General features: G+C 67.4%; 20 protein-coding genes. 10 read left to right on the forward strand and 10 right to left on the reverse strand.

The genetic code is table 11. From position 1 onward, the window contains the following. Positions 1 to 119: 119 nt before the first annotated feature. The 5 genes from KXJ60_RS18330 to KXJ60_RS18350 are packed head-to-tail and all read right to left on the reverse strand — an operon-like array spanning position 120 to position 4,922. Positions 120 to 1,205 carry a class 1 fructose-bisphosphatase gene (locus KXJ60_RS18330; RefSeq protein WP_291131265.1) on the reverse strand — a complete coding sequence of 362 codons (1,086 nt, stop codon included), beginning with the start codon at positions 1,203 to 1,205 and terminating at the stop codon, positions 120 to 122. 32 nt (positions 1,206 to 1,237) lie between these two features. Continuing rightward, positions 1,238 to 2,008 (reverse strand): HAD-IA family hydrolase, encoded by a 771-nt coding sequence (locus KXJ60_RS18335; protein WP_291131267.1) that lies wholly within the window; start codon positions 2,006 to 2,008, stop codon positions 1,238 to 1,240. Next, the gene (cbbX, locus tag KXJ60_RS18340; protein WP_291131269.1) at positions 2,001 to 2,963 is read right to left on the reverse strand and encodes a CbbX protein; all 963 of its coding nucleotides are present in this window, start codon (positions 2,961 to 2,963) and stop codon (positions 2,001 to 2,003) included. Before cbbX ends, KXJ60_RS18335 begins: the two co-directional genes overlap by 8 nt. Before the next feature lie 14 nt (positions 2,964 to 2,977). Then, positions 2,978 to 3,424, reverse strand: coding sequence for a ribulose bisphosphate carboxylase small subunit (locus KXJ60_RS18345; protein ID WP_291131271.1), 447 nt, complete (start codon positions 3,422 to 3,424; stop codon positions 2,978 to 2,980). A gap of 28 nt (positions 3,425 to 3,452) precedes the next feature. Beyond that, a complete protein-coding gene (locus KXJ60_RS18350) occupies positions 3,453 to 4,922 on the reverse strand; it encodes a form I ribulose bisphosphate carboxylase large subunit (RefSeq protein WP_291131273.1) in 1,470 nt (489 codons plus the stop codon). Between the two features lie 105 nt (positions 4,923 to 5,027). On the opposite strand from KXJ60_RS18350, the gene KXJ60_RS18355 reads away from it, so the two are divergent. After that, positions 5,028 to 5,981, forward strand: coding sequence for a LysR family transcriptional regulator (locus KXJ60_RS18355; RefSeq protein WP_291131275.1), 954 nt, complete (start codon positions 5,028 to 5,030; stop codon positions 5,979 to 5,981). Between the two features lie 27 nt (positions 5,982 to 6,008). On the opposite strand, the gene KXJ60_RS18360 is transcribed toward KXJ60_RS18355, so the two are convergent. Further along, positions 6,009 to 6,908: an NAD(P)-dependent oxidoreductase gene (locus tag KXJ60_RS18360; protein WP_291131277.1), complete on the reverse strand. Its 900-nt coding sequence runs from the start codon at positions 6,906 to 6,908 to the stop codon at positions 6,009 to 6,011. A 103-nt stretch (positions 6,909 to 7,011) separates the two neighbouring features. Between KXJ60_RS18360 and KXJ60_RS18365 the strand changes: the two genes are divergently transcribed. Then, positions 7,012 to 7,896, forward strand: a complete 885-nt coding sequence (locus KXJ60_RS18365; protein WP_291131279.1) for an alpha/beta hydrolase — start codon at positions 7,012 to 7,014, stop codon at positions 7,894 to 7,896. A gap of 45 nt (positions 7,897 to 7,941) precedes the next feature. On the opposite strand, the gene KXJ60_RS18370 is transcribed toward KXJ60_RS18365, so the two are convergent. After that, positions 7,942 to 8,919, reverse strand: coding sequence for a GMP reductase (locus tag KXJ60_RS18370; protein WP_291131280.1), 978 nt, complete (start codon positions 8,917 to 8,919; stop codon positions 7,942 to 7,944). 232 nt (positions 8,920 to 9,151) lie between these two features. On the opposite strand from KXJ60_RS18370, the gene KXJ60_RS18375 reads away from it, so the two are divergent. Continuing rightward, the gene (locus KXJ60_RS18375; RefSeq protein WP_291131282.1) at positions 9,152 to 11,620 is read left to right on the forward strand and encodes a UvrD-helicase domain-containing protein; all 2,469 of its coding nucleotides are present in this window, start codon (positions 9,152 to 9,154) and stop codon (positions 11,618 to 11,620) included. Positions 11,621 to 11,754: 134 nt separating this feature from the next. Here the strand turns inward: KXJ60_RS18375 and KXJ60_RS18380 are convergent, their stop codons facing one another. Then, positions 11,755 to 13,887: a PhoX family phosphatase gene (locus KXJ60_RS18380; protein WP_291131284.1), complete on the reverse strand. Its 2,133-nt coding sequence runs from the start codon at positions 13,885 to 13,887 to the stop codon at positions 11,755 to 11,757. Positions 13,888 to 14,049: 162 nt separating this feature from the next. Here KXJ60_RS18380 and KXJ60_RS18385 point away from each other — a divergent pair, with 162 nt between their 5' ends. Genes KXJ60_RS18385 through arsH form a run of 4 tightly spaced genes read left to right on the forward strand, consistent with a single transcriptional unit; the run spans position 14,050 to position 16,552 of the window. Beyond that, the gene (locus KXJ60_RS18385) at positions 14,050 to 14,373 is read left to right on the forward strand and encodes a metalloregulator ArsR/SmtB family transcription factor (RefSeq protein WP_291131522.1); all 324 of its coding nucleotides are present in this window, start codon (positions 14,050 to 14,052) and stop codon (positions 14,371 to 14,373) included. Between the two features lie 11 nt (positions 14,374 to 14,384). Continuing rightward, positions 14,385 to 15,407, forward strand: coding sequence for an ACR3 family arsenite efflux transporter (gene arsB, locus KXJ60_RS18390; protein ID WP_291131524.1), 1,023 nt, complete (start codon positions 14,385 to 14,387; stop codon positions 15,405 to 15,407). 4 nt (positions 15,408 to 15,411) lie between these two features. Beyond that, complete coding sequence (arsC, locus tag KXJ60_RS18395; protein WP_291131286.1) at positions 15,412 to 15,849, forward strand: arsenate reductase (glutaredoxin); 438 nt, start codon at positions 15,412 to 15,414, stop codon at positions 15,847 to 15,849. Then, entirely contained in the window at positions 15,836 to 16,552 is a 717-nt protein-coding gene (arsH, locus tag KXJ60_RS18400) for an arsenical resistance protein ArsH (RefSeq protein ID WP_291131287.1), read from the forward strand. Before arsC ends, arsH begins: the two co-directional genes overlap by 14 nt. On the opposite strand, the gene asd is transcribed toward arsH, so the two are convergent. Then, on the reverse strand, positions 16,553 to 17,443 hold the full coding sequence (gene asd, locus KXJ60_RS18405; RefSeq protein ID WP_291131288.1) for an archaetidylserine decarboxylase: 891 nt from the start codon (positions 17,441 to 17,443) through the stop codon (positions 16,553 to 16,555). A 61-nt stretch (positions 17,444 to 17,504) separates the two neighbouring features. Here asd and KXJ60_RS18410 point away from each other — a divergent pair, with 61 nt between their 5' ends. Continuing rightward, positions 17,505 to 19,154 (forward strand): aminotransferase class III-fold pyridoxal phosphate-dependent enzyme, encoded by a 1,650-nt coding sequence (locus KXJ60_RS18410; RefSeq protein WP_291131289.1) that lies wholly within the window; start codon positions 17,505 to 17,507, stop codon positions 19,152 to 19,154. Positions 19,155 to 19,169: 15 nt separating this feature from the next. Here KXJ60_RS18410 and KXJ60_RS18415 read toward each other — a convergent pair whose 3' ends face one another. Then, entirely contained in the window at positions 19,170 to 19,775 is a 606-nt protein-coding gene (locus KXJ60_RS18415; protein WP_291131290.1) for a hypothetical protein, read from the reverse strand. A gap of 123 nt (positions 19,776 to 19,898) precedes the next feature. On the opposite strand from KXJ60_RS18415, the gene KXJ60_RS18420 reads away from it, so the two are divergent. Further along, entirely contained in the window at positions 19,899 to 21,092 is a 1,194-nt protein-coding gene (locus tag KXJ60_RS18420) for a glycosyltransferase family 1 protein (protein WP_291131291.1), read from the forward strand. Between the two features lie 120 nt (positions 21,093 to 21,212). Continuing rightward, on the forward strand, positions 21,213 to 23,474 hold the full coding sequence (locus KXJ60_RS18425) for an alkaline phosphatase PhoX (RefSeq protein WP_291131292.1): 2,262 nt from the start codon (positions 21,213 to 21,215) through the stop codon (positions 23,472 to 23,474). The last annotated feature ends 47 nt before the right edge of the window (positions 23,475 to 23,521 follow it).

Here is a 23,521-nt window from a genome sequence, read left to right on the forward strand (position 1 = left end):
GTCCGGTGCGGGTGACCGACGTGGTCCCCGCACCGGACGAGCCGGTGATGGCGATGATGGGGTGGCGCTCAGACATGGGTGTGTCCCGGGAGTTTGAAAAGCGGGGGAGGGCAGCGCCGTCAGGCGCGGAACAGGCTGCGCTCGCGAAACAGGGGGTTGTCCAGTGACTTCTGGAAGGGCTCGGCGTGGTAGCGCTCGATGCGCTCCACCTCGTTCTTCGATCCAAACACCAGGCCCACGCGCTGGTGCAGCGACGCAGGCTGCACACCCAGCACCGGCGCGCGCCCCGTGCTGGCGCGCCCGCCGGCCTGCTCCATGATGAAACCGATGGGGTTGGCCTCGTAGAGCAGGCGCAGGCGCCCGGGCTTGCTGGCGTCCTTGGTGTCGCGCGGGTAGAGGAACACGCCGCCACGCATCAGGATGCGGTGCGCCTCGGCCACCATGCTGGCGATCCAGCGCATGTTGAAGTCCTTGCCGCGCGGCCCGGTCTTGCCCGCCAGGCATTCGTCCACATAGCGCTTCACGGGGGCTTCCCAGAAGCGGCTGTTGGACGCGTTGATGGCGAACTCCTGCGTGTCTTCGGGCACGGTGAGGTGGGGGTGCGTGAGCATGAACTCGCCCAGGTTGGGGTTGAGCGTGAAGCCGGCCACGCCATTGCCCACGGTGAGCACCAGCATGGTGGTGGGGCCGTAGAGCGCGTAGCCGGCAGCCACCTGTTGCGTGCCGGGTTGCAGGAAGTCGGCCTCGGTGACGTCGCGGCCATCGGTGGCCGGCGCGCGCAGCACCGAGAAGATGCTGCCCACCGACACGTTGACGTCGATATTGCTGGAGCCATCGAGCGGATCGAACGCCAGCAGGTACTTGCCGCGCGGGTGCTGCGGCGGGATCTGGTGCGGCGCTTCGAGCTCTTCCGATGCCATGCCGGCCAGGTGGCCACCCCACTCGGTGATGCGCAGGAAGTAGTCGTTGCTGAGCACGTCGAGCTTCTTCTGCGCTTCGCCCTGCACATTGACCGACCCGCCGGCCTCCGCTGCGTGGTTGCCCAGCACGTCGCCCAGCGCACCAAAGGCCACTTCGCGCGCGATGGCCTTGCAGGCCATGGCCACGTCGAGGATGAGGGCGTTGAAGTCGCCGCTGGCTTCGGGGAAGCGGCGGCGTTGCTCGATGAGGTACTGCGTGAGGGTGCGGCGGCCGGTGAGTGGCATGGCGATCTCTTGGGATGGGGGCGTGAAGGGCTTCAAACAGGGGCGCCGACCGGTGCGCCGGCATGCCAGCGCCGCAGCGCCGCCACGGTGACCCATGGCGGTTGTGTGTCTGCCACGCCAGGGGGCAGCGGATCGTTCGGATCGCCCAGGTGCGGCAGCACCCGCAGCGCGCCGTCAAAGCCGTGGCTGGCGGTGTGCACGGTGGGCGTGACCAGCGTCTGCAGGCCGGCGGCCGTGGCCGCGCGCAGCCCGTTGTCGGAATCTTCAAAGGCCAGACAGGCCGAGGCGGGCAGCGCCAGCGCGGCGAGAACCTGCCCGTACACCTGGGGGTCGGGCTTCTTGCGCGCGGCGGTCGAGGCGTCGCCCACGGCGGCAAATTGGATGCGCCAGCCGGCGCCGAGCGGCTGGCGCAGCAGCGCATCGATGTTGGCGGGTGTGGTGGTGGTCGCAATCGCCAGACGCAGGCCGGCGCCCCGCGCTTCTCGAATCAGGCGCAGCACACCCGGGCGCAGGGGCAGCCGCCCGCCGCTCACGCGGCTCTCGTAAATGCGCGTCTTCATCGCGTGAACCCGCTCGATGGTGGCGCGTGCGGCAGCGCTTCGCGCCATGTCGGGCTCCACCGTGCGCCAGTGGTGCGCCATGCGCTCTTTGCCACCCGCCACCTGCAGCAGCCGGATGTAGGTGGCCTCGTCCCAGTGCCAGTCCAGGCCTGCTTGCGCGAAGGCTTCGTTGAAGGATTCGCGGTGCGCGGCCTCGGTGTCGGCGAGCGTGCCGTCGACATCAAAGATCAGGGCTTCAAGCATGGGGCGCACCGTCCTGCTGAAACAGGCGGCTGCCGAGAATGTCGGCCGCCTGCAAGGTGGTGAGCTCTTCGGCGGTCCATTCGCGGTCCGGTTGTGAAAACAGCCGGCTGGCCTGGCGCAGGCGCGCGCGGTCCAGCGCGTTGCGCACGCTGCGCGCATTGGCGAAATGCGGTTGCGCCAGGCGCAGGGCAAGGTAGCGCTCGAAGGCTTGCGCGGCCTCGTCGCTGAACTGGTGGTTCTGCTCGGCCAGCATGCTTCTGGAGATCTGCATGAGTTCGTCGGCGGCGTAGTCCGGGAACTCCAGGTGGTGGGCGATGCGCGAGCGCATGCCGGGGTTGGACTGGAAGAAGGTGTTCATGCGGTCGCCGTAGCCCGCGAGGATCACCACGAGATCGTCGCGGTGGTTCTCCATCACCTGTAGCAGGATTTCAATGGCCTCCTGGCCATAGTCGCGCTCGTTCTCGGGGCGGTAGAGGTAGTAGGCCTCGTCGATGAAGAGCACACCGCCCATGGCCTTCTTCAAAACCTCGCGCGTCTTGGGGGCCGTGTGCCCGATGTACTGGCCCACCAGGTCGTCGCGCGTGACGGCCACCAGATGGCCTTTGCGCACGTAGCCCAGCCGGTGCAGGATCTGCGCCATGCGGTAGGCGACCGTGGTCTTGCCGGTGCCCGGGTTGCCCGAAAAGCACATGTGCAGGCTGGGCGCCTGCGACGCCAGCCCCAGCCCGGCGCGCAGCTTGTCGATGACCAGCAGCGCCGCAATGTCGCGCACGCGCGCCTTGACCGGCGCCAGCCCCACCAACTGGTCGTCCAGCTCCTGGAGCACGGCCTGCACCTGCGTTTGCGCCAGCACGGCGCCCACCGAGCGCGGCGTGTCAACGGCGGGCGGTTCCACCGTGGCCGCCACCGGCGGTGCCTCCACCGGTGGCGTGCTGCCAGGAATGAAATAGGACATGGCTGCGCACGCTTTCAGGTCGTGTCGCGATACCGTTCACCTTCGGGCTGCAGGGCGCCGTACCCGCGTGTCGTGTAGCGCAGGCTGCGGCCATTCACCTCCTGGCGCTCCAGCATGAAGCCGGGTTCGCTGGCTGGCCGGTTGACGATGAAGCTCATGGCGATGGTCTCGACGTTGCGCGTCGAGTCGAAGGCCATCATGCGGATGTAGTGGTGCGGGAAAGCCTGGCGGCACGCGTTCAGCTCCTGCAGCACGCCGGCGGCGTCCTGCAGGTCGAACATGGGGTTGCCGTACATGCTCCAGTACGTGTTGCGCGGGTGCGGGTCGTCGGTGTATTCCACGCTCCAGGCGTAGCCGCGTTTCAGGCCGTACTCGATCTGCGCGGTGATCTCGGCGTCGGTGAGGTCGGGCAGGAAGCTGAACTGGCCTTGCGTGATGCGGCCGGTGGGGTTGGTCATCATGGTGTGCGGTCCTCTGGAATGAGTGGGGTCAGGCCATCGCGGGCGTGGCCATGTAGTCGCTCGAATCCGTGCTCTGGTAGTTGAAGCTGATCTCGCCCCAGGTATCGAGCGCGGCCTTCAGGGGGCTGCACTGCTGGGCGGCGCGCTTGAGGATCTCCGGGCCTTCCTGCAGGATGTCGCGGCCTTCGTTGCGCGCCTTCACCATCGATTCGAGCGCCACGCGGTTGGCCACCGCGCCGGCCTGGATGCCCATCGGGTGGCCGATGGTGCCGCCGCCGAACTGCAGCACCACGTCGTCGCCAAACAGGTCGATGAGCTGGTGCATCTGGCCGGCGTGGATGCCGCCCGAGGCCACGGGCATCACCTTCTTGATGTCGGCCCAGTCCTGCTCGAAGTGGTTGCCGCGCGGCAGGTCGACGCGGGTCACGCTGTTGCGGCACACGTCGTAGTAGCCCTGCACCGTGAGCGGATCGCCTTCGAGCTTGCCCACCGCGGTGCCGGCGTGGATGTGGTCCACGCCCGCCAGGCGCATCCATTTCGCGATCACGCGAAAGCTCACGCCGTGGTTCTTCTGGCGCGTGTAGGTGCCGTGTCCTGCGCGGTGCAGGTGCAGGATCATGTCGTTCTTGCGCGCCCAGTGGCTCATGCTCTGGATCGCCGTGTAGCCGATCACCAGGTCGATCATCACGATCACGCTGCCCAGTTCTTTCGCGAACTCGGCGCGCTCGTACATGTCTTCCATGGTGGCGCCGGTCACGTTCAGGTAACTGCCTTTGACCTCACCCGTCTCGGCGCTGGCCTTGTTGACGGCGTCCATCACAAACAGGAAGCGGTCGCGCCAGTGCATGAAGGGCTGGCTGTTGATGTTCTCGTCGTCCTTCATGAAGTCCAGCCCGCCCTTGAGGCCCTCGTACACCACGCGGCCGTAGTTGCGGCCCGAGAGGCCCAGCTTGGGCTTGGTGGTGGCGCCCAGCAGCGGGCGGCCAAACTTGTCGAGCCGCTCGCGCTCGACCACCAGGCCGGTGGGCGGGCCCTTGAAGGTTTTCACATAGGCCACCGGTATGCGGATGTCTTCGAGCCGCGCGGCCTTCAGTGGCTTGAAGCTGAACACGTTGCCGATCAGGCTGGCCGTCATGTTGGCGATCGACCCTTCTTCAAACAGGATCAGGTCGTAGGCCACCCAGGCGAAGTACTCGCCCGGCCGCCCCGGCACCGGCTCCACCTTGTAGGCCTTGGCGCGGTAGCTGTCGCAGGCGGTGAGGCGGTCGGTCCAGACCACGGTCCAGGTCGCGGTGCTCGATTCGCCGGCCACGGCGGCGGCGGCCTCCACCGGGTCCACGCCTTCCTGCGGCGTGATGCGGAACAGGCACAGCGTGTCGGTGTCTTTGGGCACGTAATCGGGCATCCAGTACCCCATCTGCCTGTACTTGAGCACGCCCGCGCTGTAGCGCTTTTTCGCATCGGTGATGTGGGTCGAGGCAGTGAGGGCATCGCTCATCGGGGGACTCCAGAAGTGGGTGGGGCTGAGGTGAAACCCACTGTAGGTTTCGGCGTTCATGAAGTAAATTCACCGTTCCTTGGACTTCAGTTAAGGAATTGCTGAATGAAAAACGCCACCTTCCGGCAGCTGCGGGTGTTCAGCGAGGTGGCGCGGCACCTCAGCTTTGCGCGGGCGGCGCAGGCGCTGCACCTCACCCCGCCGGCGGTGACGATGCAGATCAAGGAGCTGGAGGGGCATGTGGGCATGCCGCTGTTCGAGCGCACGGGCCGCAAGGTGGCGCTGACCACCGTGGGCGAGTACATGCTGGTCTACGCCCGCAAGATGCTGGCCACGCTGAAAGACGCCGAAGACGCCGCCGCGCGGCTGCAGAAGCTGGAAACCGGCACGCTGGTGATCGGCATGGTCAGCACGGCCAAGTACTTCCTGCCCCACCTGCTGGCCGAGTTCCGCCGTGAGCACGGCAACATCGACCTGCGCCTGGCGGTGGGCAACCGCGAGCAGCTGGTGAAGATGCTCCACGCCAACGAGGTCGACATCGCCATCATGGGACGCCCGCCCCGGGAGCTGGCCACGCGGGCCGAACCGTTTGCGGCGCATCCGCATGTGTTTGTGGCGCCGGTCGACCACCCTCTGGCCCTGGCCTCGCACGTGCCCTCATCGGTGCTTCGCGGGTACGACTTCATCGTGCGCGAGCCGGGCTCGGGCACGCGCGCCGCACTGGAGAAGTTTCTGCAAGGCAGCAACACCGAGCTGCGCGTGATCATGGAGATGGCCAGCAACGAGACCATCAAGCAGGCCGTGATGGCGGGCATGGGCCTGAGCTTCCTGTCGCTCCACACCATCGGCCTGGAGCTCAGCAACCGCCTGATTGCGGTGATCGATGTGGACGGTGCACCCGTCGTGCGCGCATGGAACGTGGTGCACACGCTCTCCAAGATGCTGTCACCGGCGGCGGAGGCGTTCCGGTATTTCGTGCTTGAGCGGGGTGAGGCGTATCTGGCCGAAAACTTTCTCGCGCACTTCGCGACGCGCGAGCAGGACGGGGCCGACAGCTGATGCGGGGCGGTGCTGCGCGCGCCGCGTTCACACCATGCCGTTGCGCCGCGCGAGTTCGACGAACAGGGCCGAGTGGTCCATGTCGGCCAGCCCGTGCTCGACGCCCTGCGCAAAAAGTTGCTCGAACAGCCCGGTGATGGGCGCCTCGAAGCCGACCTCTGCGGCGGTGGCGAGTGCGTTGCGCATGTCCTTGAGTTGCACCGCCATGGCGCCGCGCTTGGCAAAGTCGCGCTCGACCATGCGCTGGCCATGCACCTGCAGGATGCGGCTGTCGGCAAAGCCGCCGCTGATGGCCTGCTTCACGCGCGCCATGTCGGCTCCGCCCTTCTCGCACAGCAGCAGCGCCTCGGCCACCGCGCCAATGGTGATGCCCACGATCATCTGGTTGGCCAGCTTGGCGAGCTGCCCGGCACCGTGTGGCCCCACATGCACCGCCTTGCCCAGCAGCTCGAACACCGGCAGCGCCTGCGCAAAGTCGGCCGCGCTGCCCCCGGCCATGATGGCCAGCGTGCCCTGCTCGGCGCCCACCGTGCCGCCCGATACCGGGGCGTCGAGGTGGCGCGCCCCCAGCAAAGCCAGGCGCTCTGCGTGCTCGCGGGCCTGGCGCGGCTGGATGGACGACATGTCCACCACCAGCGCGCCGGCCTTCAGCCCCTGGGCGGCGCCCTGCTCAAACAGCACGTCTTGCACCACACCGCCATGCTCCAGCAGGGTGATCACCACATCGGCCTGGGCCACCGCCTCAGCCGGCGTGTCGGCCACCGTCGCGCCAAACGCTTGCAGGCGCTCGGCCTTGGCGCGCGAACGGTTCCAGACGCTGACGGTGCAGCCCGCCTCGCACAGGCGGCGCGCCATGGGAAAGCCCATCATGCCGATGCCGAGCACGGAGATGCGGGTGGGCAGGGGCGGGGTGGCGGCGGTGTTCACGGTGGGACTTGGTGCAGAGGGTGAAAAGGGTGCCGGCAGGATACGTGCTCGCGGTGGCAATGGGTCACATCGCCTGAAAAACCCCCATGACACAATGCGCGCGATGAAGACCTCTGCCTCCCCCGACGTCGCCTGGCTTGAACGCGAATACAACAACCGCGCCCGCGTGCCCGAGCACGCCGTGCATTTCGAGCGCTGGGCGCGCGACTCGGCGCAGGCGCGCGCACGCGGCCCGGCCTTGCTCGACGTGAGCTACGGCCACGGCGCCGGCGAAACGCTCGATATTTTTCGCGCGCCGCGCAAGTCCGGCACGCCGCCCGCGCCGGTGCTGGTGTTCATTCACGGCGGTTGGTGGCGCAGCCTGGACAAGTCGGACCATTCGTTCATCGCGCCGCCCTTTGCGCAGCAGGGTGCGTGTGTGGTGGTGCCGAACTACGCGCTGTGCCCGGCGGTGACCATTCCCGACATCACGCTGCAGATGGTGCGTGCGCTGGCCTGGGTGTACCGCCACATCGGCGCACACGGCGGTGACCCGGACCGCATCACGGTGGTGGGGCATTCGGCGGGTGGTCACCTGGCCGCGATGATGCTGGCGTGCGACTGGTCGATGGTGGGCGATGACCTGCCGCTGGCGCTGGTGAAGAACGCGCTGGGCATGTCGGGCTTGTACGACCTGGAGCCGGTGATGCAGACGCCGTCGGTGCAGGTCTCGCTCCAGCTGACGGCGCAGCAGGTGGCCATGGCCAGCCCGGCGCGGTTGCCGGCACCGCGCGTGCGCGATGGCCGTGGCGAATTCACGGCGGTGGTGGGCGCAGAAGAAAGCGGCGAGTTCCTGCGCCACAACCGACTGATTCAGCAGGCCTGGGGTGAGCAGGCGGTACCGGTGTGCGAGGCCTTGAAGGGCCTCAACCATTTCAGCATCGTGGATGCGCTGGCGAACCCGAAGCAGCGTTTGCACAAGACGGTGCGGGCGCTGCTCGGGGTGTGATGTGCTGCGGGCGGGCCTGTGGCCCACAAGCCCGCACCGGCCGCCTCACATCAGCAGGTGCTCGCCTGCGTTGTCGCCGCCCAGGATCACATAGTTCACCTTGCGGATGTCCATCAGCCTGGTGCCGCCCGCGTAGCTGATCGAGCTCTGCACGTCCTGCTCCATCTCCACCAGCGTGCCGGCCAGCGTGCCCTTGATCGGCTCCAGGATGCGCTTGCCTTCCACGTGCTTGTATTCGCCCTTGTTGAAGTCGCTCGCCGAGCCGTAGTACTCCTTGTACCGCTCGCCATCGACTTCCACCGTCTGGCCCGGCGACTCCTCGTGACCCGCAAACAGCGAGCCGATCATCACCATGGTGGCGCCAAAGCGGATGCTCTTGGCAATGTCGCCGTGGCTGCGAATGCCGCCGTCCGCAATGATCGGCTTGGTCGCCACGCGGGCGCACCACTTCAGCGCCGAGAGCTGCCAGCCGCCCGTGCCAAAACCCGTCTTGAGCTTGGTGATGCACACCTTGCCCGGGCCCACGCCCACCTTGGTCGCGTCGGCACCCCAGTTCTCCAGGTCGATGACCGCCTCGGGCGTGGCCACGTTGCCGGCGATCACGAAAGAGGCGGGCAGCTTCTCCTTCAGGTAGCGGATCATGTTCTTCACGCTGTCGGCGTGGCCGTGTGCGATGTCGATGGTGATGTATTCGGGGACGAGGCCCTCGGCCACCAGTTTGTCCACCGTGGCGTAGTCGGGCGCCTTCACGCCCAGCGAGATGGAGGCGAACACGCCCGCGGCGCGCATGTCGCGCACGAACTGCACGTTGTCCAGGTCGAACCGGTGCATCACGTAGAAGTAGCCATTCTTGGCCAGCCACGTGCAGATGGGCACGTCCACCACCGTCTTCATGTTGGCCGGCACCACGGGCAGGCGGAACTTGCGCCCGCCCAGCTCCACGCCGGCGTCGCATTCCGAACGGCTTTCCACGCGGCACTTGCGCGGCAGCAGCAGGACGTTGTCGTAGTCGAAGATTTCCATGTTGGATTCCCAAGCTCCAGAAAGCTGTTGTTGAACAGGTGAGCGCTTGGTCTGGCCGGCCTTTCTGGCGGTGGGCCAAAAAAAACCGGGCGCAAGAAGCTTGGGCCCGGTGCCCGATTGTAGACGCGCCGCGACCGGCCTGCCGCGCGCTTCGCCTGCCCATTTCGTTATGAGGTGTATACGGTTACCCGTATGCGCCTGGTGGCGCCAGGCCGCTTCCTACAATCGCTGCATGCTGTTTGAAGACCCCGTGGTTCCTTCCTCCCCGCTGCTGGCGGGCCTCAACACCGAGCAGTCGGCCGCCGTGATGTTGCCGGCCGAGCACGCGCTCATTCTGGCGGGGGCCGGGTCGGGCAAGACGCGGGTGCTCACCACGCGCATCGCCTGGTTGTTGCAAAGCGGGCAGGCCACGCCCGGCGGCATTCTGGCCGTGACCTTCACGAACAAGGCCGCCAAGGAAATGATGACGCGGCTCTCCGCGATGCTGCCGGTGAACGTGCGGGGCATGTGGATCGGCACCTTTCACGGCCTGTGCAACCGCTTCCTGCGCGCGCACCACAAGCTCGCGGGCCTGCCCGCCACCTTCCAGATTCTGGACACGCAGGACCAGCTCTCGGCCATCAAGCGGCTGTGCAAGCAGTTCAACGTGGACGACGAGCGTTTTCCGCCCAAGCAGATCCAGTACTTCATCAGCGGCTGCAAGGAAGACGGCCAGCGCCCCGGTGACGTGGTGGCCCGCGACGAAGAGACCCGCAAGAAGGCCGAGCTGTACGCGCTGTACGAAGAGCAGTGCCAGCGCGAAGGGGTTGTGGACTTTGGCGAGCTGATGCTGCGCAGCTACGAGGTGCTGCGCGACAACGACCCGGTGCGCGAGCACTACCAGCGCCGCTTTCGCCACATCCTCATCGACGAGTTCCAGGACACCAACCGCCTGCAGTACGCGTGGATCAAGATGTTCAGCGCGCCGCCGCTCGAAGGCCTCACGCCATCGGGCAACGCGGTGTTTGCCGTGGGCGACGACGACCAGAGCATCTACGCCTTCCGGGGCGCGCGCGTGGGCAACATGGCCGACTTCGTGCGCGAGTTCCGCGTGAGCCACCAGATCAAGCTGGAGCAGAACTACCGCAGCGCCAGCAACATCCTCGACTCCGCCAACCAGCTCATCAGCCACAACACGCACCGCCTGGGCAAGAACCTGCGCACCGACGCAGGCGCGGGCGAGCCGGTGCGCGTGTATGAGGCCACCAGCGACTTCGCCGAAGCGCAGTGGATGGTTGACGAAATGAAGCAGCTCGCGCGCGAAGACATGCCGCGCAGCGAGATGGCCGTGCTCTACCGCAGCAACGCGCAAAGCCGCGTGGTGGAAACCGCGCTGTTCAACGCCGGCATGCCGTACCGCGTGTATGGCGGCCTGCGCTTTTTCGAGCGCGCCGAAATCAAGCACGCGCTGGCCTACTTGCGCCTGCTGGAGAACCCGCACGACGACACCAGCTTTCTGCGCGTGGTGAATTTTCCGCCGCGCGGTATCGGCGCGCGCAGCATCGAGCAGCTGCAGGACGTGGCGCGCGCATCGGGCTGCTCGTTGCACGACGCGGTGAGCGCCGTGACCGGGCGCGCGGGCGTGGCCATCGGTGCGTTTGTGGCCAAGCTGGATGTGGTGCGCGAGCAGACCGAGGGCAGCACGCTGCGCGAAATCATCGAGCTGGTGCTGGCGCACAGCGGGCTCATCGAGCACTACCGTGCCGAGCGCGAAGGGCAGGACCGGGTGGAGAACCTGGAAGAACTGGTGAACGCGGCCGAGAGTTTCGTGAGCATCGAGGGCTTCGGCCGCGATGCCGTGGCCTTGCCGGTGGACGAGCTGGGCGCGCCCCTCACGCAGAGCCCGGTGAGCCAGGGGCTCGATCCGAACCTGCCATCCACCCCTGTTCGTGCCGAGCTCGGCGAAGGGCTTGGAGGGTCTTCGACAGGCTCAGACCGAACGGATCTGATCGAACCCGACACCGGCGAAACCCTGAGCCCCCTGGCGGCCTTTCTCACGCATGCAGCGCTGGAGTCGGGCGATAACCAGGCGCAGGCCGGGCAAGACGCGGTGCAGCTCATGACGGTGCACGCCGCCAAGGGGCTGGAGTTCGACTGCGTGTTCATCACCGGCATGGAAGAAGGGCTGTTCCCGCACGAGAACTCCATGAGCGACCGCGACGGGCTGGAAGAAGAGCGCCGCCTGATGTATGTGGCCATCACGCGCGCCAGAAAACGCCTCTACCTCAGCCATTCGCAGACGCGCATGCTGCACGGCCAGACGCGCTACAACCTCAAGAGCCGCTTTTTCGATGAGCTGCCCGAGGCCTGTCTGAAGTGGCTCACACCACCACAACCGGCCTGGGCTTCGCCTGGTGGCGGTGGCGGCCAATGGCAGAACGGGCGGCGCGCAGGCTTCGGGTCAACGCCCGCGCTGCAGCCGGCGTGGTCGCCGGGCTTCAAGGAACGGGGCGATCCCAAGGGCCTGGGCCAGGCCGAGCCCGAGCCCGACCGCGGCACCGACATTCGCGCCGGCCTCGCCGTGTTTCACAACAAGTTCGGCGAGGGCAAGGTGCTCGCGGTGGAGGGCACAGGGCCCGACGCGCGCGCGCAGGTCAGCTTCACGCGCCACGGCACGAAATGGCTGGCGCTCAGCGTAGCGAAGCTCACACCGATTGTGTGAGTGCTTGTCGCCGCACCGTGGCGTTACCGGCACCGCCTGCCAAGGCCCGTCCAGAGACACCAAGGGTCCGGCTTCGCCGGCCCGAGGTGTCGCCCCCCTTTCAAGGGGGGAGGCGCCGAAGGCGACGCGGGGGGTTAGCTCCCAATGACCCCGCCGTCGTTCTTGGTGATGACGATCGTGGCGGAGCGTGGGCGTTGGCCGGCGCCGTAGCCTGCGTTGGCGGGCCACTGGCTTTCGAACTTCGCTGGATCGCCCACATCGGCCATCTTGGTGTTTTCGCCCGCGTGCTGGATGTTCACGAAGATCGCGCGGCCATCGGGCGTTTCGGTGATGCCGGTGATTTCTGCGCCCTTGGGGCCGACCAGAAAGCGCTTGAGCGTGGCGGGCGTGGGCGCCTTGCCCACGTAGGTCGTCACTTGCTGGTTGCCGTAGGCCAGTGTCTTGCTGGCGCCGTCGCCACGCTGGCCGGGCAGGGCGGCGAGCAGCATGCAGTTGGTCTTGTCGGTGTAGGCGCCGTCGTCGGTCTGGATCCAGCACACGCCCGTGGCCTTGCTGAACACGAGGCCGTCGGGTGACGACAGGTCGTTGTCGTCGGTGAGCTGCGACAGGTTCACGCTGGCGCGGTCGGCGTCGGCTTCAGCGGCAAAGAGGTAGATGTCCCAGTTGAACGCCGCATCGGCCGGGTTCTTCTCGGCCAGGCGAACGATGTGGCCGTTCACGTTGCCTTTCTGTTCCTTGCCGGCCTTCATGTCGGTGTAGGCGCGGGGGTTGGCGGCGTCCACGCTGGCCGGAGTGCGGTTGCTGTTGTTGGTGAGGGTGATGTACACCTCGCCGTTTTTCGGGTTCACGCCGCCCCACTCGGGGCGGTCCATCTTGGTGGCGCCCACGGCGTCGGCGGCCAGGCGGGTGAAGATGGCCACGTCGGCCGCGCTCTTGAACTCGAAGTATGAGCTACCGGCAATGATGGGGTTGTCCATCGACAGCTCCAGCCATTCGCCTGTGCCATCGCCCTTGAAGCGCGCCGCGTACAGCGTGCCCTGGTCGAGGTACTTGTCGCCGGCGGCCAGGCGGTTGGCGGGCTGCGCATCGGCCGGGTCCCACTTGGCGCTGGAGACGAACTTGTAGATGTACTCGCCGCGCGCGTCGTCGCCCATGTAGGCCACCACGGGCTGGCCGGCGCTCACGCGAGCAAAGGTGGCGTTCTCGTGGCCCAGGCGGCCCAGCGCCGTGCGCTTGCGCAGCGCGGCGCGCTTGTCGTAGGGGTCGAGCTCGACGATGTAGCCGAATGTGTTCATCTCGTTGCGGAAGTCGTCCTTGGCGCTCGCACCCACGGCGCTGTTGTTCCAGCGTGCGTAGGTGTCGCTGGTGCCGCCGCTTTCCCAGCCGTGGCGGCTGGGGGCGCCGGCCTTGCGGCCGTAGCGGTTGAGGGCCTGCACTTGCTTGTCTTTCTTGCGCGCGTCGTCGTCCTTCGCGTCGCGGGTGAAGTAGCCAAACCAGTTTTCTTCGCCCGAGATGAAGGTGCCCCAGGGCGTGCGGCCGGTGCCGCAGTTGTTGAGCGTGCCGCGCGCCTGCGTGCCGTCGGGGCTGTACTTCGTCACCAGGTGTTCGCTGCCGCGCGCGGGGCCGTGCACGGCCACGGGCGTCATGGTGGTCACGCGGCGGTTGAAGGCCGACGCCGGCTGGTTGGCCCAGGCTTTGCCATCGGTCTGCACTTCCACCACGGAGATGCCGTGGATCATGAGCTCCTTGTCGATCTCGGCCGCCGGGCGCGGCAGCGTGGACGTGCCGCCGTTGGCGTGCAGGAAGAACGAGCTGAGCTTTTCGTCGGTGGTGGCCTCGTGGTTCATGGCCAGCAGGCCGCGCGACGCGAAGCGGTCGGAGGGCTTGCCGGCGGCGTCCAGGCCAAACCACTCGATGCCGTCGTGGTGGTCGCCCGCGCGGTTGCCGAAGTCGGCATCGGTGCCGTCGTTCTTGAAGGCGGGCGTGCTGGCGCTGAGGGGGTCGCCCAACGCGTAGATGACGCGCGCGGTGTAGCCCGCCGGCACGGTGACGCGGTCGGCCGTGGTCTTGGCCACGGGCGTGAAGCCCAGCGCCTGCACCGGGGCAACAGGGCTCGACGTGGCACAGCCGCCGAGCGCGGCGGCGCCGCCCAGCGCTGCGGTGCCTCGCAACAGCCCGCGGCGGCTCAGGCGCGCCTGCAGCACGTTGTCGAAGGCGGGGTTGTGGCTGGTGTTGGAGTCTTCGTCGTTGAAGTGGGCGTGGGTCATGGTGTTTCTCGTGAGGAGGGTCGACCCGGCGGATCATGTGCAAGCCGTGTGAAAGTGCTGTGACAGTTCGGGAGGGCAGCGCGGCGTGTCATGCGGTTGTCATCTGGCCGGCCAACACTTCAACAAATGTTGAATAATTCGGCCATGCCCAAAAAACGCTCCATGCCTGAAGCCGACGTGATCCGCGCGCTGAGCGCCCTCGCGCAGGAAACACGCCTGCGCATCTTCCGCATGCTGGTGGTGGCCGGCCCGGCCGGCGTGCTGCCCAGCCACATGGCGCAGGCGCTGGACACCACTCCCAATGCCTTGTCGTTTCACCTCAAGGAGCTGGTGCAGGCCGGCCTGGCCGACACCGAACGCGATGGCCGCAACCTCATCTACCGTGCCCGCTTCGCGCAAATGAGCGCGCTGCTGGGTTTCCTCACCTTGCACTGCTGCGAAGGGCGGCCGTGCGAAGTCCAACCGGTCGCTTGCGACCACTGCTGAGCACCGACACCATGGGCTTGTTTGAACGTTATCTGACGCTGTGGGTGGCCTGCGGCATGGCCCTGGGCGTGGGGTTGGGGCTGGCCTTGCCCGGGGTGTTCGAGGCGGTGGCGGCGCTGGAGATTGCGCACGTCAACCTCGTGGTGGCCGCGTTCATCTGGGTGATGATTTACCCGATGATGATCCAGATCGACTGGTCGGCCGTGCGGCGCGTGGGCCAGCGTCCGCAGGGTCTGGTGCTCACGCTGGTGGTCAACTGGCTCATCAAGCCCTTCACCATGGCGGCGCTGGGCATGCTGTTTTTTCAGGTGCTGTTTGCGCCATGGGTCGACCCGCAGTCGGCCAGCGAGTACATCGCCGGCATGATCCTGCTGGGGGTGGCGCCTTGCACGGCCATGGTGTTTGTGTGGAGCCAGCTGGTCAAGGGCGATGCCAACTACACGCTGGTGCAGGTGTCGGTGAACGACCTGATCATGGTGGTGGCCTACGCGCCGATTGCCGCCTTTTTGCTGGGCGTGACCGACGTCACCGTGCCCTGGGAAACGCTGGTGCTGGCCACGGTGCTCTATGTGGCGCTGCCGCTGCTGGCGGGGCTGGCCACACGGCGCCTGCTGATGCGCCGGTCCGAACACGCCGTGGTTGACTTCGTGGCCCGGCTCAAGCCGTGGTCGGTCGCGGGGCTGATTGCCACCGTGGTGCTGCTGTTTGGCTTCCAGGCGCTCACCATCGTGGCGCAGCCACTGGTGATACTGCTCATTGCTGTGCCGCTGGTGTTGCAGTCTTACGGCATCTTCTTCATCACCTGGTGGGGCGCCAAGTGGCTCAAGCTGCGGCACGACATCGCCGGGCCGGCGTGCCTGATCGGCACGTCCAACTTTTTTGAACTGGCCGTGGCGGTCGCGATTTCGCTGTTCGGGTTGAACTCGGGCGCAGCGCTGGCCACCGTGGTCGGGGTGTTGGTCGAGGTGCCGGTGATGCTGTCGCTGGTGGCCCTCGTCAACGCCTGGAAACCCGCCACCCCCGAAGGAGACTGAACCCATGAGCACCGCCATCACCATCTATCACAACCCCGCCTGCGGCACCTCGCGCAACACGCTCGCCCTCATCCGCAACAGCGGTGTGGAGCCCGAGGTGATCGAGTACCTCAAGACGCCGCCCAGCCGTGAGACCTTGCAGCAACTGGTGGCCGACATGGGCGGCAGCGTGCGCGATGTCCTGCGCGAAAAGGGCACGCCCTACGCCGAGCTGGGCCTGGGCGAGGCGCACTGGAGCGATGCGCAGTTGCTCGACTTCATTGGCCAGCACCCCATTCTGTTGAACCGGCCCATTGTGGTCACGCCGCTGGGCACGCGCCTGTGCCGGCCTTCGGAGCGGGTGCTTGACATCCTGCCCCAGCCCCAGCAGGCCGCGTTCTCCAAGGAAGACGGTGAGCGCGTAGTGGACGAGCACGGAGCGCGCGTTCATGCCCCTCGCTGACCTGCCGCAAGTGGCGGCTGAGCACTTCGCCTTGCCCGACCCTTCGAAACTGCGCGCCGCTCAGCCGGCCACGCACGCGCCGCGCATCCTGCTGCTGTATGGCTCGCTGCGTGCGCGCTCGTTCAGCCGCCTGCTGGTGGAGGAATCCGCCCGCCTGCTGCAGGCCATGGGTGCCGAGACGCGCGTGTTCAACCCGAGCGGGCTGCCCCTGCCCGACGACGCGCCCGAGGCCCACCCCAAGGTGGCCGAGTTGCGCGAACTCTCGGCCTGGGCCGAAGGCATGGTGTGGTGCTCGCCCGAGCGGCATGGCGCCATGACCGGCATCATGAAAGCGCAGATCGACTGGATTCCGCTCGCGCTGGGGGCGGTGCGCCCCACGCAGGGCAAGACGCTGGCACTCATGCAGGTCTGCGGTGGCTCGCAATCGTTCAATGCGGTGAACCAGATGCGCATCCTGGGTCGGTGGATGCGCATGCTCACCATCCCCAACCAGTCGTCGATTGCGAAGGCGTTTCAGGAGTTCGACGAGCACGACCGCCTCAAGCCCTCGGCTTATCACGACCGCGTGGTCGACGTGCTCGAAGAGCTCATGAAGTTCACCCTGCTCACGCGCGACGTGTCGCCCTACCTGGTGGACCGGTACAGCGAGCGCAAGGAGAGCGCTCAGCAGCTCATGCAACGGGTGAACCAGCGCGCGATCTGATCAGCGCGCGAGGCGCTGCAGCAGCGCCTCGCCCATGCGGATGCGGTGGCCGTTCTCCACACCGTCGCACAGGGCAAAGCCGGGTGGCGCAAAGACGAGGATGGTGGAGCCGTGTTCGAACCGGCCCATTTCGCTGCCCTTGTCGTAGCGCGCGTGGCACGGCAGCTCGTGCGGGCCGCGGTATTGCGCGTTGAGCGCCACGTCCACCGCACGCAGGCGCATGCTGGCCACCAGAATCGCCGCCACCGGCACCAGCAGCAGGGGCGTGCCGTCCTCCAGCGACAGGTGCAGTGCCGCGCGTTCGTTCTTGCAAAAGAGGCGCTCGATGCGCTTGAGCGCAATCGGATTCACATTCCACGTGTCGCCGCTGTGGTACGTCACGTGGTGCAGCGTCAGGCCCGTGGGGGCGTGAAAGCGGTGGTACATGCTGGAGGTGAGGCGCAGCGTCACGTAGGAGCCGCCACGCAGCGCGTTGATCGTTTCGGTGGCGCGCGTGCTGCGCCCTAGCAGGTCGGTCAGGGGATACGGAAATCCCTTGGCCTGGAACACCTGCGCGCCAGGGTCGTCGCCAATGCGCCCGCAGGCACCCACGATGGCATCGCACGGGCTCACCAGCACGTCGGCGCGCGCGTCCAGCGGGCGTGCGCCGGGCTTGAGCTCGCGCACGAAGCAGTCGTGCAGGCTGGCGAACGAGGTCGTTCTCGCGTCGCTCAGATCGAGATCGGTGAAGGCGCGCCACACCGCCATGGACGCGTCGCGCACCCACGGGTGGCGGATGCGGCTGAACCAGCCCATGAAGCGCGTGAGCGCCGCGCGCGGCACGCGGTTGGTGAGCAGGAAGTTGATGTCTTCGTTGAGCGCGAGGCGCTGCAGTTGCCTTGAAATGTTCATGTGTGCGTCATGTGTGCGACCTACAAACGACACACATCCACCGCCCGGGAGCGATTGCCGCATGTCTTCCTACCTTCCTTACGCCCTGCCGCTGGGTTCGCTGGTGCTGGCCCTGCCGTACCTGCGCCAGCGCCTGCAGCTCTCGCGCGCCAAGCACCGCTCGCTCGCCGGCCACTCGCGCATGGCCAAGCGCCTGGCCCGCTGGTTGCCGGGCTATGCCCACGACGAAGTGCGCTTCTTTGATTGCGACGGCGCGCCCGAAGACGTGGCCCAGCTGCGGCGTGCCTCGTTGGACACCTTGTGCGCGGGCTTCGCGCAGCGCTATGCCCGGACGCTGGCGCTGAGCGCGGATGCCCGCGAAGGCCTGGCCGACCTGCAGTTCACCGGCCGCTACCGCGTGCCGTTCCCCTTCAGCCCCATCGTGCAGGAGCGCCTGAAGGTGGGCGCCTTCGTGGCCTCGGCCGAAGGTCACCGCGTGACCGACCTGGACGGCAACACCTTCATCGACCTCACCGGCTCGTATGGCGTGAACGTGTTGGGCGTGGACTTCTACAAGGCCTGCATGGCCGAGGGCGTGCAGCTCGGTGAAGCGCTCGGCCCGGTGCTCGGCGCCTACCACCCGTGCGTGGCCGACAACATCGCGCGCCTGCGAGCCATCTCTGGCCACGAGCAGGTGTCGTTCCACATGTCGGGCACCGAAGCGGTGATGCAGGCTGTGCGGCTGGCGCGCTACCACACGCGACGCAAGCAGCTCGTGCGCTTCTGTGGCGCCTACCACGGCTGGTGGGAAGACGTGCAGCCCGGCCCCGGCAACCCGATGCCGCCGCGCGAGACCTACACGCTCAAGGACATGGACGAGAAAAGCCTGCAGGTGCTGCGCACGCGGCGCGACATTGCCTGTGTGCTGGTCAACCCGCTGCAGGCGCTGCACCCCAACCGCAACGCACCGGGCGACTCGACGCTGGTGGACGGCAGCCGCAGCGCCGGATACGACCGCGCCGACTACACCGCGTGGCTGCAGCGCCTGCGCGAGGTGTGCACCGAGCGCGGCATCGTGCTGATCTTTGACGAGGTGTTTCTGGGCTTTCGCCTGGCACCGGGCGGCGCGCAACAGCACTTCGGCGTGCGCGCCGACCTTGTCACCTACGGCAAGACCCTGGCGGGCGGCTTCCCGGTGGGCGTGGTGTGCGGCAGCGCCGCGCTCATGCGCCGCTACCGCCCCGAGCGGCCGGCCGATGTGTGCTTTGCGCGCGGCACCTTCAACGCCCATCCGTACGTGATGGGCGGCATGAACGCCTTCTTGCGACGCCTGCAGACGCCCGAAGTGCAGGCCCTGTACGAAGGGCAGGACGCGCGCTGGGACGCGCGTGCCCGGCGCTTCAACGACGTGATGGCCGGCCACGGCTTTCCGGTGCGCGCGGCGCACCTGCAAAGCATCTGGACGCTGAACTACACCGAGCCCGGTCGCTACCACTGGATGTTCCAGTACTTTCTGCGCTGGCATGGGCTGGCCTTGAGCTGGGTTGGCACCGGGCGGCTCATCTTTGGCCTGCACCTGAGCGACGACGACTTTGAAGAAGTGCTGCGCCGCTTCGTGGCGGCGGCGCAAGACATGCAGGCGCAGGGCTGGTGGTGGCGCGCGCCCGGGTTGACGCGCAAGGCCATCCGCCGGCAGGTGCTGCGCGAGATGTGGCAACACCTGCGGGGCTGATGCGCGTGACTGGCGTCAGCCGCGCTCGGCCACGCCGGGGTCGATCAGCTGGCCGCGCAGCAGATGCAGCGGCGCGCGGTGGTAGAGCTTGATGTCGTGGAACGGGTCGGTGAGGATCTTGGTCATCCACACCAGGCCGGTCTTCACGTCGGCAATGAAGAACAGGTGCACCGTGCGAAACAGCAGGCCACCCACGCCGAGTGCCAGCCACAGCGTGCCCACCTGGCGAATGAATTCGGTGCCGCTGGTGGGGGGCGCGAACAGGCCGAACACGCCCGGCTCGGCCCACACCAGCAGCGGGGTGCCGGCCCACAGCGCCATCAGCACCACCTTGCGGCGCAGGTTGTAGCCGACCTTGATGGCCTCCTTGTGTTCGTGCGTGGCCTGGTTCACGTGGTCGTATCCCTTGGGCTCGAAGAAAAAGTGCCCGGCCTGCCGGCTGGTCATGGACACCAGCCACGCGATCAGCGCGGAGAGCACCGGGTCGGTCCACAACAGCGCATAGGCCACCACGAAGCTGACAGCGCTGATCAGGTGCAGCGTCTGGTTGATGCGGCTGTGGTGGTAGTAGCGGTGGTCGTCCCAGCGCTGCAGGTCCAGGGTCTTGAAGAAATCGTTCACGGGGCGGGCTCCGGTGGGTGGCGGGGGTGTCAGGCGCATGACATCGTGGTGCGCACGTGTGAAAACCCGGTGACAGCGCCGCGTTGTCATCAGCCTGTTGCAATGCCTGCGCAAGATCGCCGCATGACGCCCTTGCACTCGGACCAGATCGTGGTGGAGGAATACCCGGCCAGCAGCCCGTCGCTGCGGTTGTCGGTGGTGAGCGAGACGTGGCCGCCCGAAATCAACGGCGTGTCGCTCACGCTGTCCCGGCTGGTGCAGGGCCTGTGCGCGCGCAACCACCAGGTGCAGCTCATCCGCCCGCGACAGACGCGCGTGGACCAGGCGTTGCAGCACGACGGCTTTGAAGAACTGCTGATGCGCGGCATGCCCATACCGCGCTACCCCCAGCTCAAGCTGGGGCTGCCCGGCAAGCGCGCACTCATCCACGCCTGGACGCTGCGCCGGCCCGACCTCGTGCACATTGCCACCGAAGGGCCGCTGGGCTGGTCGGCCCTGCAGGCCGCGCGCTGCCTGCGCCTGCCCGTGACCTCCGACTTCCGCACCAACTTCCACGCCTACAGCGAACACTACGGCGTGGGCTGGCTGCGCAAACCCATCGCGGCTTACCTGCGCAAGTTCCACAACCTCACGCAGCTCACCATGGTGCCCACGCAAGCGCTGCGCAGCGACCTGATGGCCATGGGCTTCGAGCGCGTGCAGGTGGTGGCGCGCGGGGTGGACACGCGGCTGTTCAACCCGCAGCACCGCAGCGAAGCCTTGCGCACCACCTGGGGCGCGGGGCCGTACACCACAGTGCTGCTGGCGGTGGGGCGCCTGGCGGCCGAGAAGAACCTGGACATGGTCCTGCGCGCGTTCGAGGCGATGCGTGCCGTGCGCGACGATGTGAAGCTCGTGATCGTGGGCGACGGCCCCTTGCGCGAGAGCCTGCAGCAGCGGTGTCCGCAGGCGGTGTTTGCCGGCATGCAGGCCCAGCAGGCACTGGCCACCTACTACGCCTCGGCCGACCTGTTCCTGTTTCCCAGCACCACCGAAACCTTTGGCAACGTGACCATTGAAGCGCTGGCCAGCGGCCTGGCCGTGCTGGCCTTCAACACCGCCGCCGCGGCCGACTGGGTGCAGCACGAAGGCAACGGCTGGCTGGTGCCCGTGAACGACGAGCTGGCCTACCTTCACACCGCCACCTTGCTCGCCTGCGAACCACAGCGCATCGCGCAGGCTGGCGCACGGGCGCGCACGCAGGTGGCGCGGCTGGACTGGCAGCAGATCGCCAGCGAGGTGGAAGCGCACTTTCTGCACACCCTGAGCATGCGTTGATGACGGCTTGATGAAGCCCCTGGCGCAAGGGGGATCGGTGGGGGCTTTGGTCCGATTCACGGATTCGTCACAGCCGCTGCGGACACTGCGCTGGTCTTTCAACCCTGCACGGAAACAGCCATGTCTCACGACCACGACGAGAACCTCAACGACTCCCCCAACGAGCACTTTCAGGAGGTGCTCGAGCGCGGCACGCTCACGCCCCTGACCCGCCGCAACCTCATCCGCGGTGGCGTGGGTCTGGCGGCCCTGTCCAGCTTGCCGTTTCTCGCTGCATGCGGCGGCGGTGGTGATGCCGCGCCGGCACCTGCGCCCGCTGCCCCGGGCAACCGCGCCCTGGGTTTCACGGCCATCGACAAGAGCCTGCTGGACGACGTGGTGCTGCCACCGGGCTACACCTACCGCGTGGTGCACGCCACCGGCGACCGCCTGGTCTCCAGCATCCCCGCCTACAGCAACACCGGCGCAGAGACCGACGAATGGACCATGCGCGTGGGCGACCACCACGACGGCATGGACATCTTCTACGTCACGTCCGGCGGCCAGTTCACCACCACCGACACCGGTCGCGCGGTGCTCGTGATGAACCACGAGAGCTCGGCCGACGCGCACTTCTTCCACCCCAACGGCCAGACCTCGGGCGGCGTGGCGGGCAAGAAGTTCAGCCAGTTCGACAGCTGGGACCTGGGCGTGCGCCCCGAGCTCGAAGTGCTCAAGGAAATCAACCACCATGGCGTGTCGGTGGCCGAAGTGGGCAAGAACAGCAGCGGCCAGTGGGAGTACAAGCTCGACTCGCTCTACAACCGCCGCATCACCGGCCAGTCGCCCATGCGCATCGCGGGCCCGTCGGCGCACATCGCCGACATCCGCAGCTTCATGGTGACGGCCTTTGACACCACCGGCGCCACCTCGCGCGGCACGCTGAACAACTGCGGCCATGGCAAGACGCCCTGGGGCACCTACCTGGCTTGCGAAGAGAACTGGGCCGCCTACTTCTTCATGCCCAACGGCTCGGTGGATGTGGACGCCCGCACCAAGGCCTCGCGCCAGCGCTATGGCGTGATGCGCGCGCCCAACACCGCGGTGACCGCCGGCTCGCAGGGCTGGTCGGCCACCGCCACCGCCGCCACCGACAACCGCTTTGGCCGCTGGAACGTGTCGGCCCCAGGCGCCACGGCCGCGCAGGACTTCCGCAACGAACCCAACACCTTCGGCTACATCGTCGAGATCGATCCGCTGACCAGCGGCACGCCCGCCAAGCGCGTGGCCCTGGGCCGTTTCGCGCACGAGGCCGCCGTGTGTGGCCTGCCTGTGGTGGGCCAGCCGCTGGCGTTCTACATGGGCTGCGACTCGCGCAACGAGTACATCTACAAGTTCGTGTCGACCGCGGTGTGGAGCGCGGCCGACGTGGGCGGTGGCATGACGGCCGGCGACAAGTACCTCAACGAGGGCAAGCTGTACGCAGCCAAGTTCAACGACACCGGCACCGGTGAGTGGCTCGAACTCAACATCGCCAACCCGCTGATCGCTGGCTACGCCACCTACGTGTTTGCCAACCAGGCCGACGTGCTGGTGAACGCCCGCCACGCCGCTGACGCCGTGGGCGCCACCAAGATGGACCGCCCCGAGTGGGGTGCGGTGAACCCCGCCAACGGCGAGGTGTACTTCACCATGACCAACAGCAACGCCGCCAGCCGCCCTGTGACGGGCACCAACGCCGCGAACCCGCGCTCGTACGCCGACAGCGACGGCCGCGCGCAGACCGGCAACCCCAACGGCCACATCATCCGTTTCAAGGAAACGGCCGGTGCGTCCAACGCCACCACGTTCAACTGGGACATCTTCCTGTTTGGTGCAGAAGAAGACGCCGGCGCCAACATCAACCTCTCGGGGCTGACCGCCAAGAACGACTTCTCTTCGCCCGACGGTCTGTGGTTCAGCAAGGTCACCGGCATTTGCTGGATCCAGACCGACGACGGCGCCTACACCGACCAGAGCAACTGCATGCTGCTGGCTGCCATTCCGGGCACCGTGGGCGATGGCGGTGCCATCACCGTGAACAACAGCCTGGGTGGTGTCACCGGCACGCAGAACACCTTCCTGGGTGCCGCGCTGGGTGAAGCCCGTTTGCGCCGCTTCCTGGTGTCGCCGCGTGGGGCCGAGGTCACGGGCATCACGGAGTCGGCCGATGGCCGCGCGATCTTCGTGAACATCCAGCACCCCGGCGAGAACACGCCTGCCATCGGCGCCGGCCCGTCGTTCACCTTCCAGAGCCAGTGGCCGGGCAACGCCGGGGGCGCAGCCGCCTACGGCCCTGCCGGTCGCCCACGCTCGGCCACCATCGTCATCACCCGCACCGACGGTGGCGTGATCGGCGTCTGAGGCGCAAGCCGCCCATGCAAAAAGCCCGGCAGTGCCGGGCTTTTTTG

This window comes from Hydrogenophaga sp. (genome assembly GCF_019264445.1).
Classification (GTDB): domain Bacteria; phylum Pseudomonadota; class Gammaproteobacteria; order Burkholderiales; family Burkholderiaceae_C; genus Hydrogenophaga.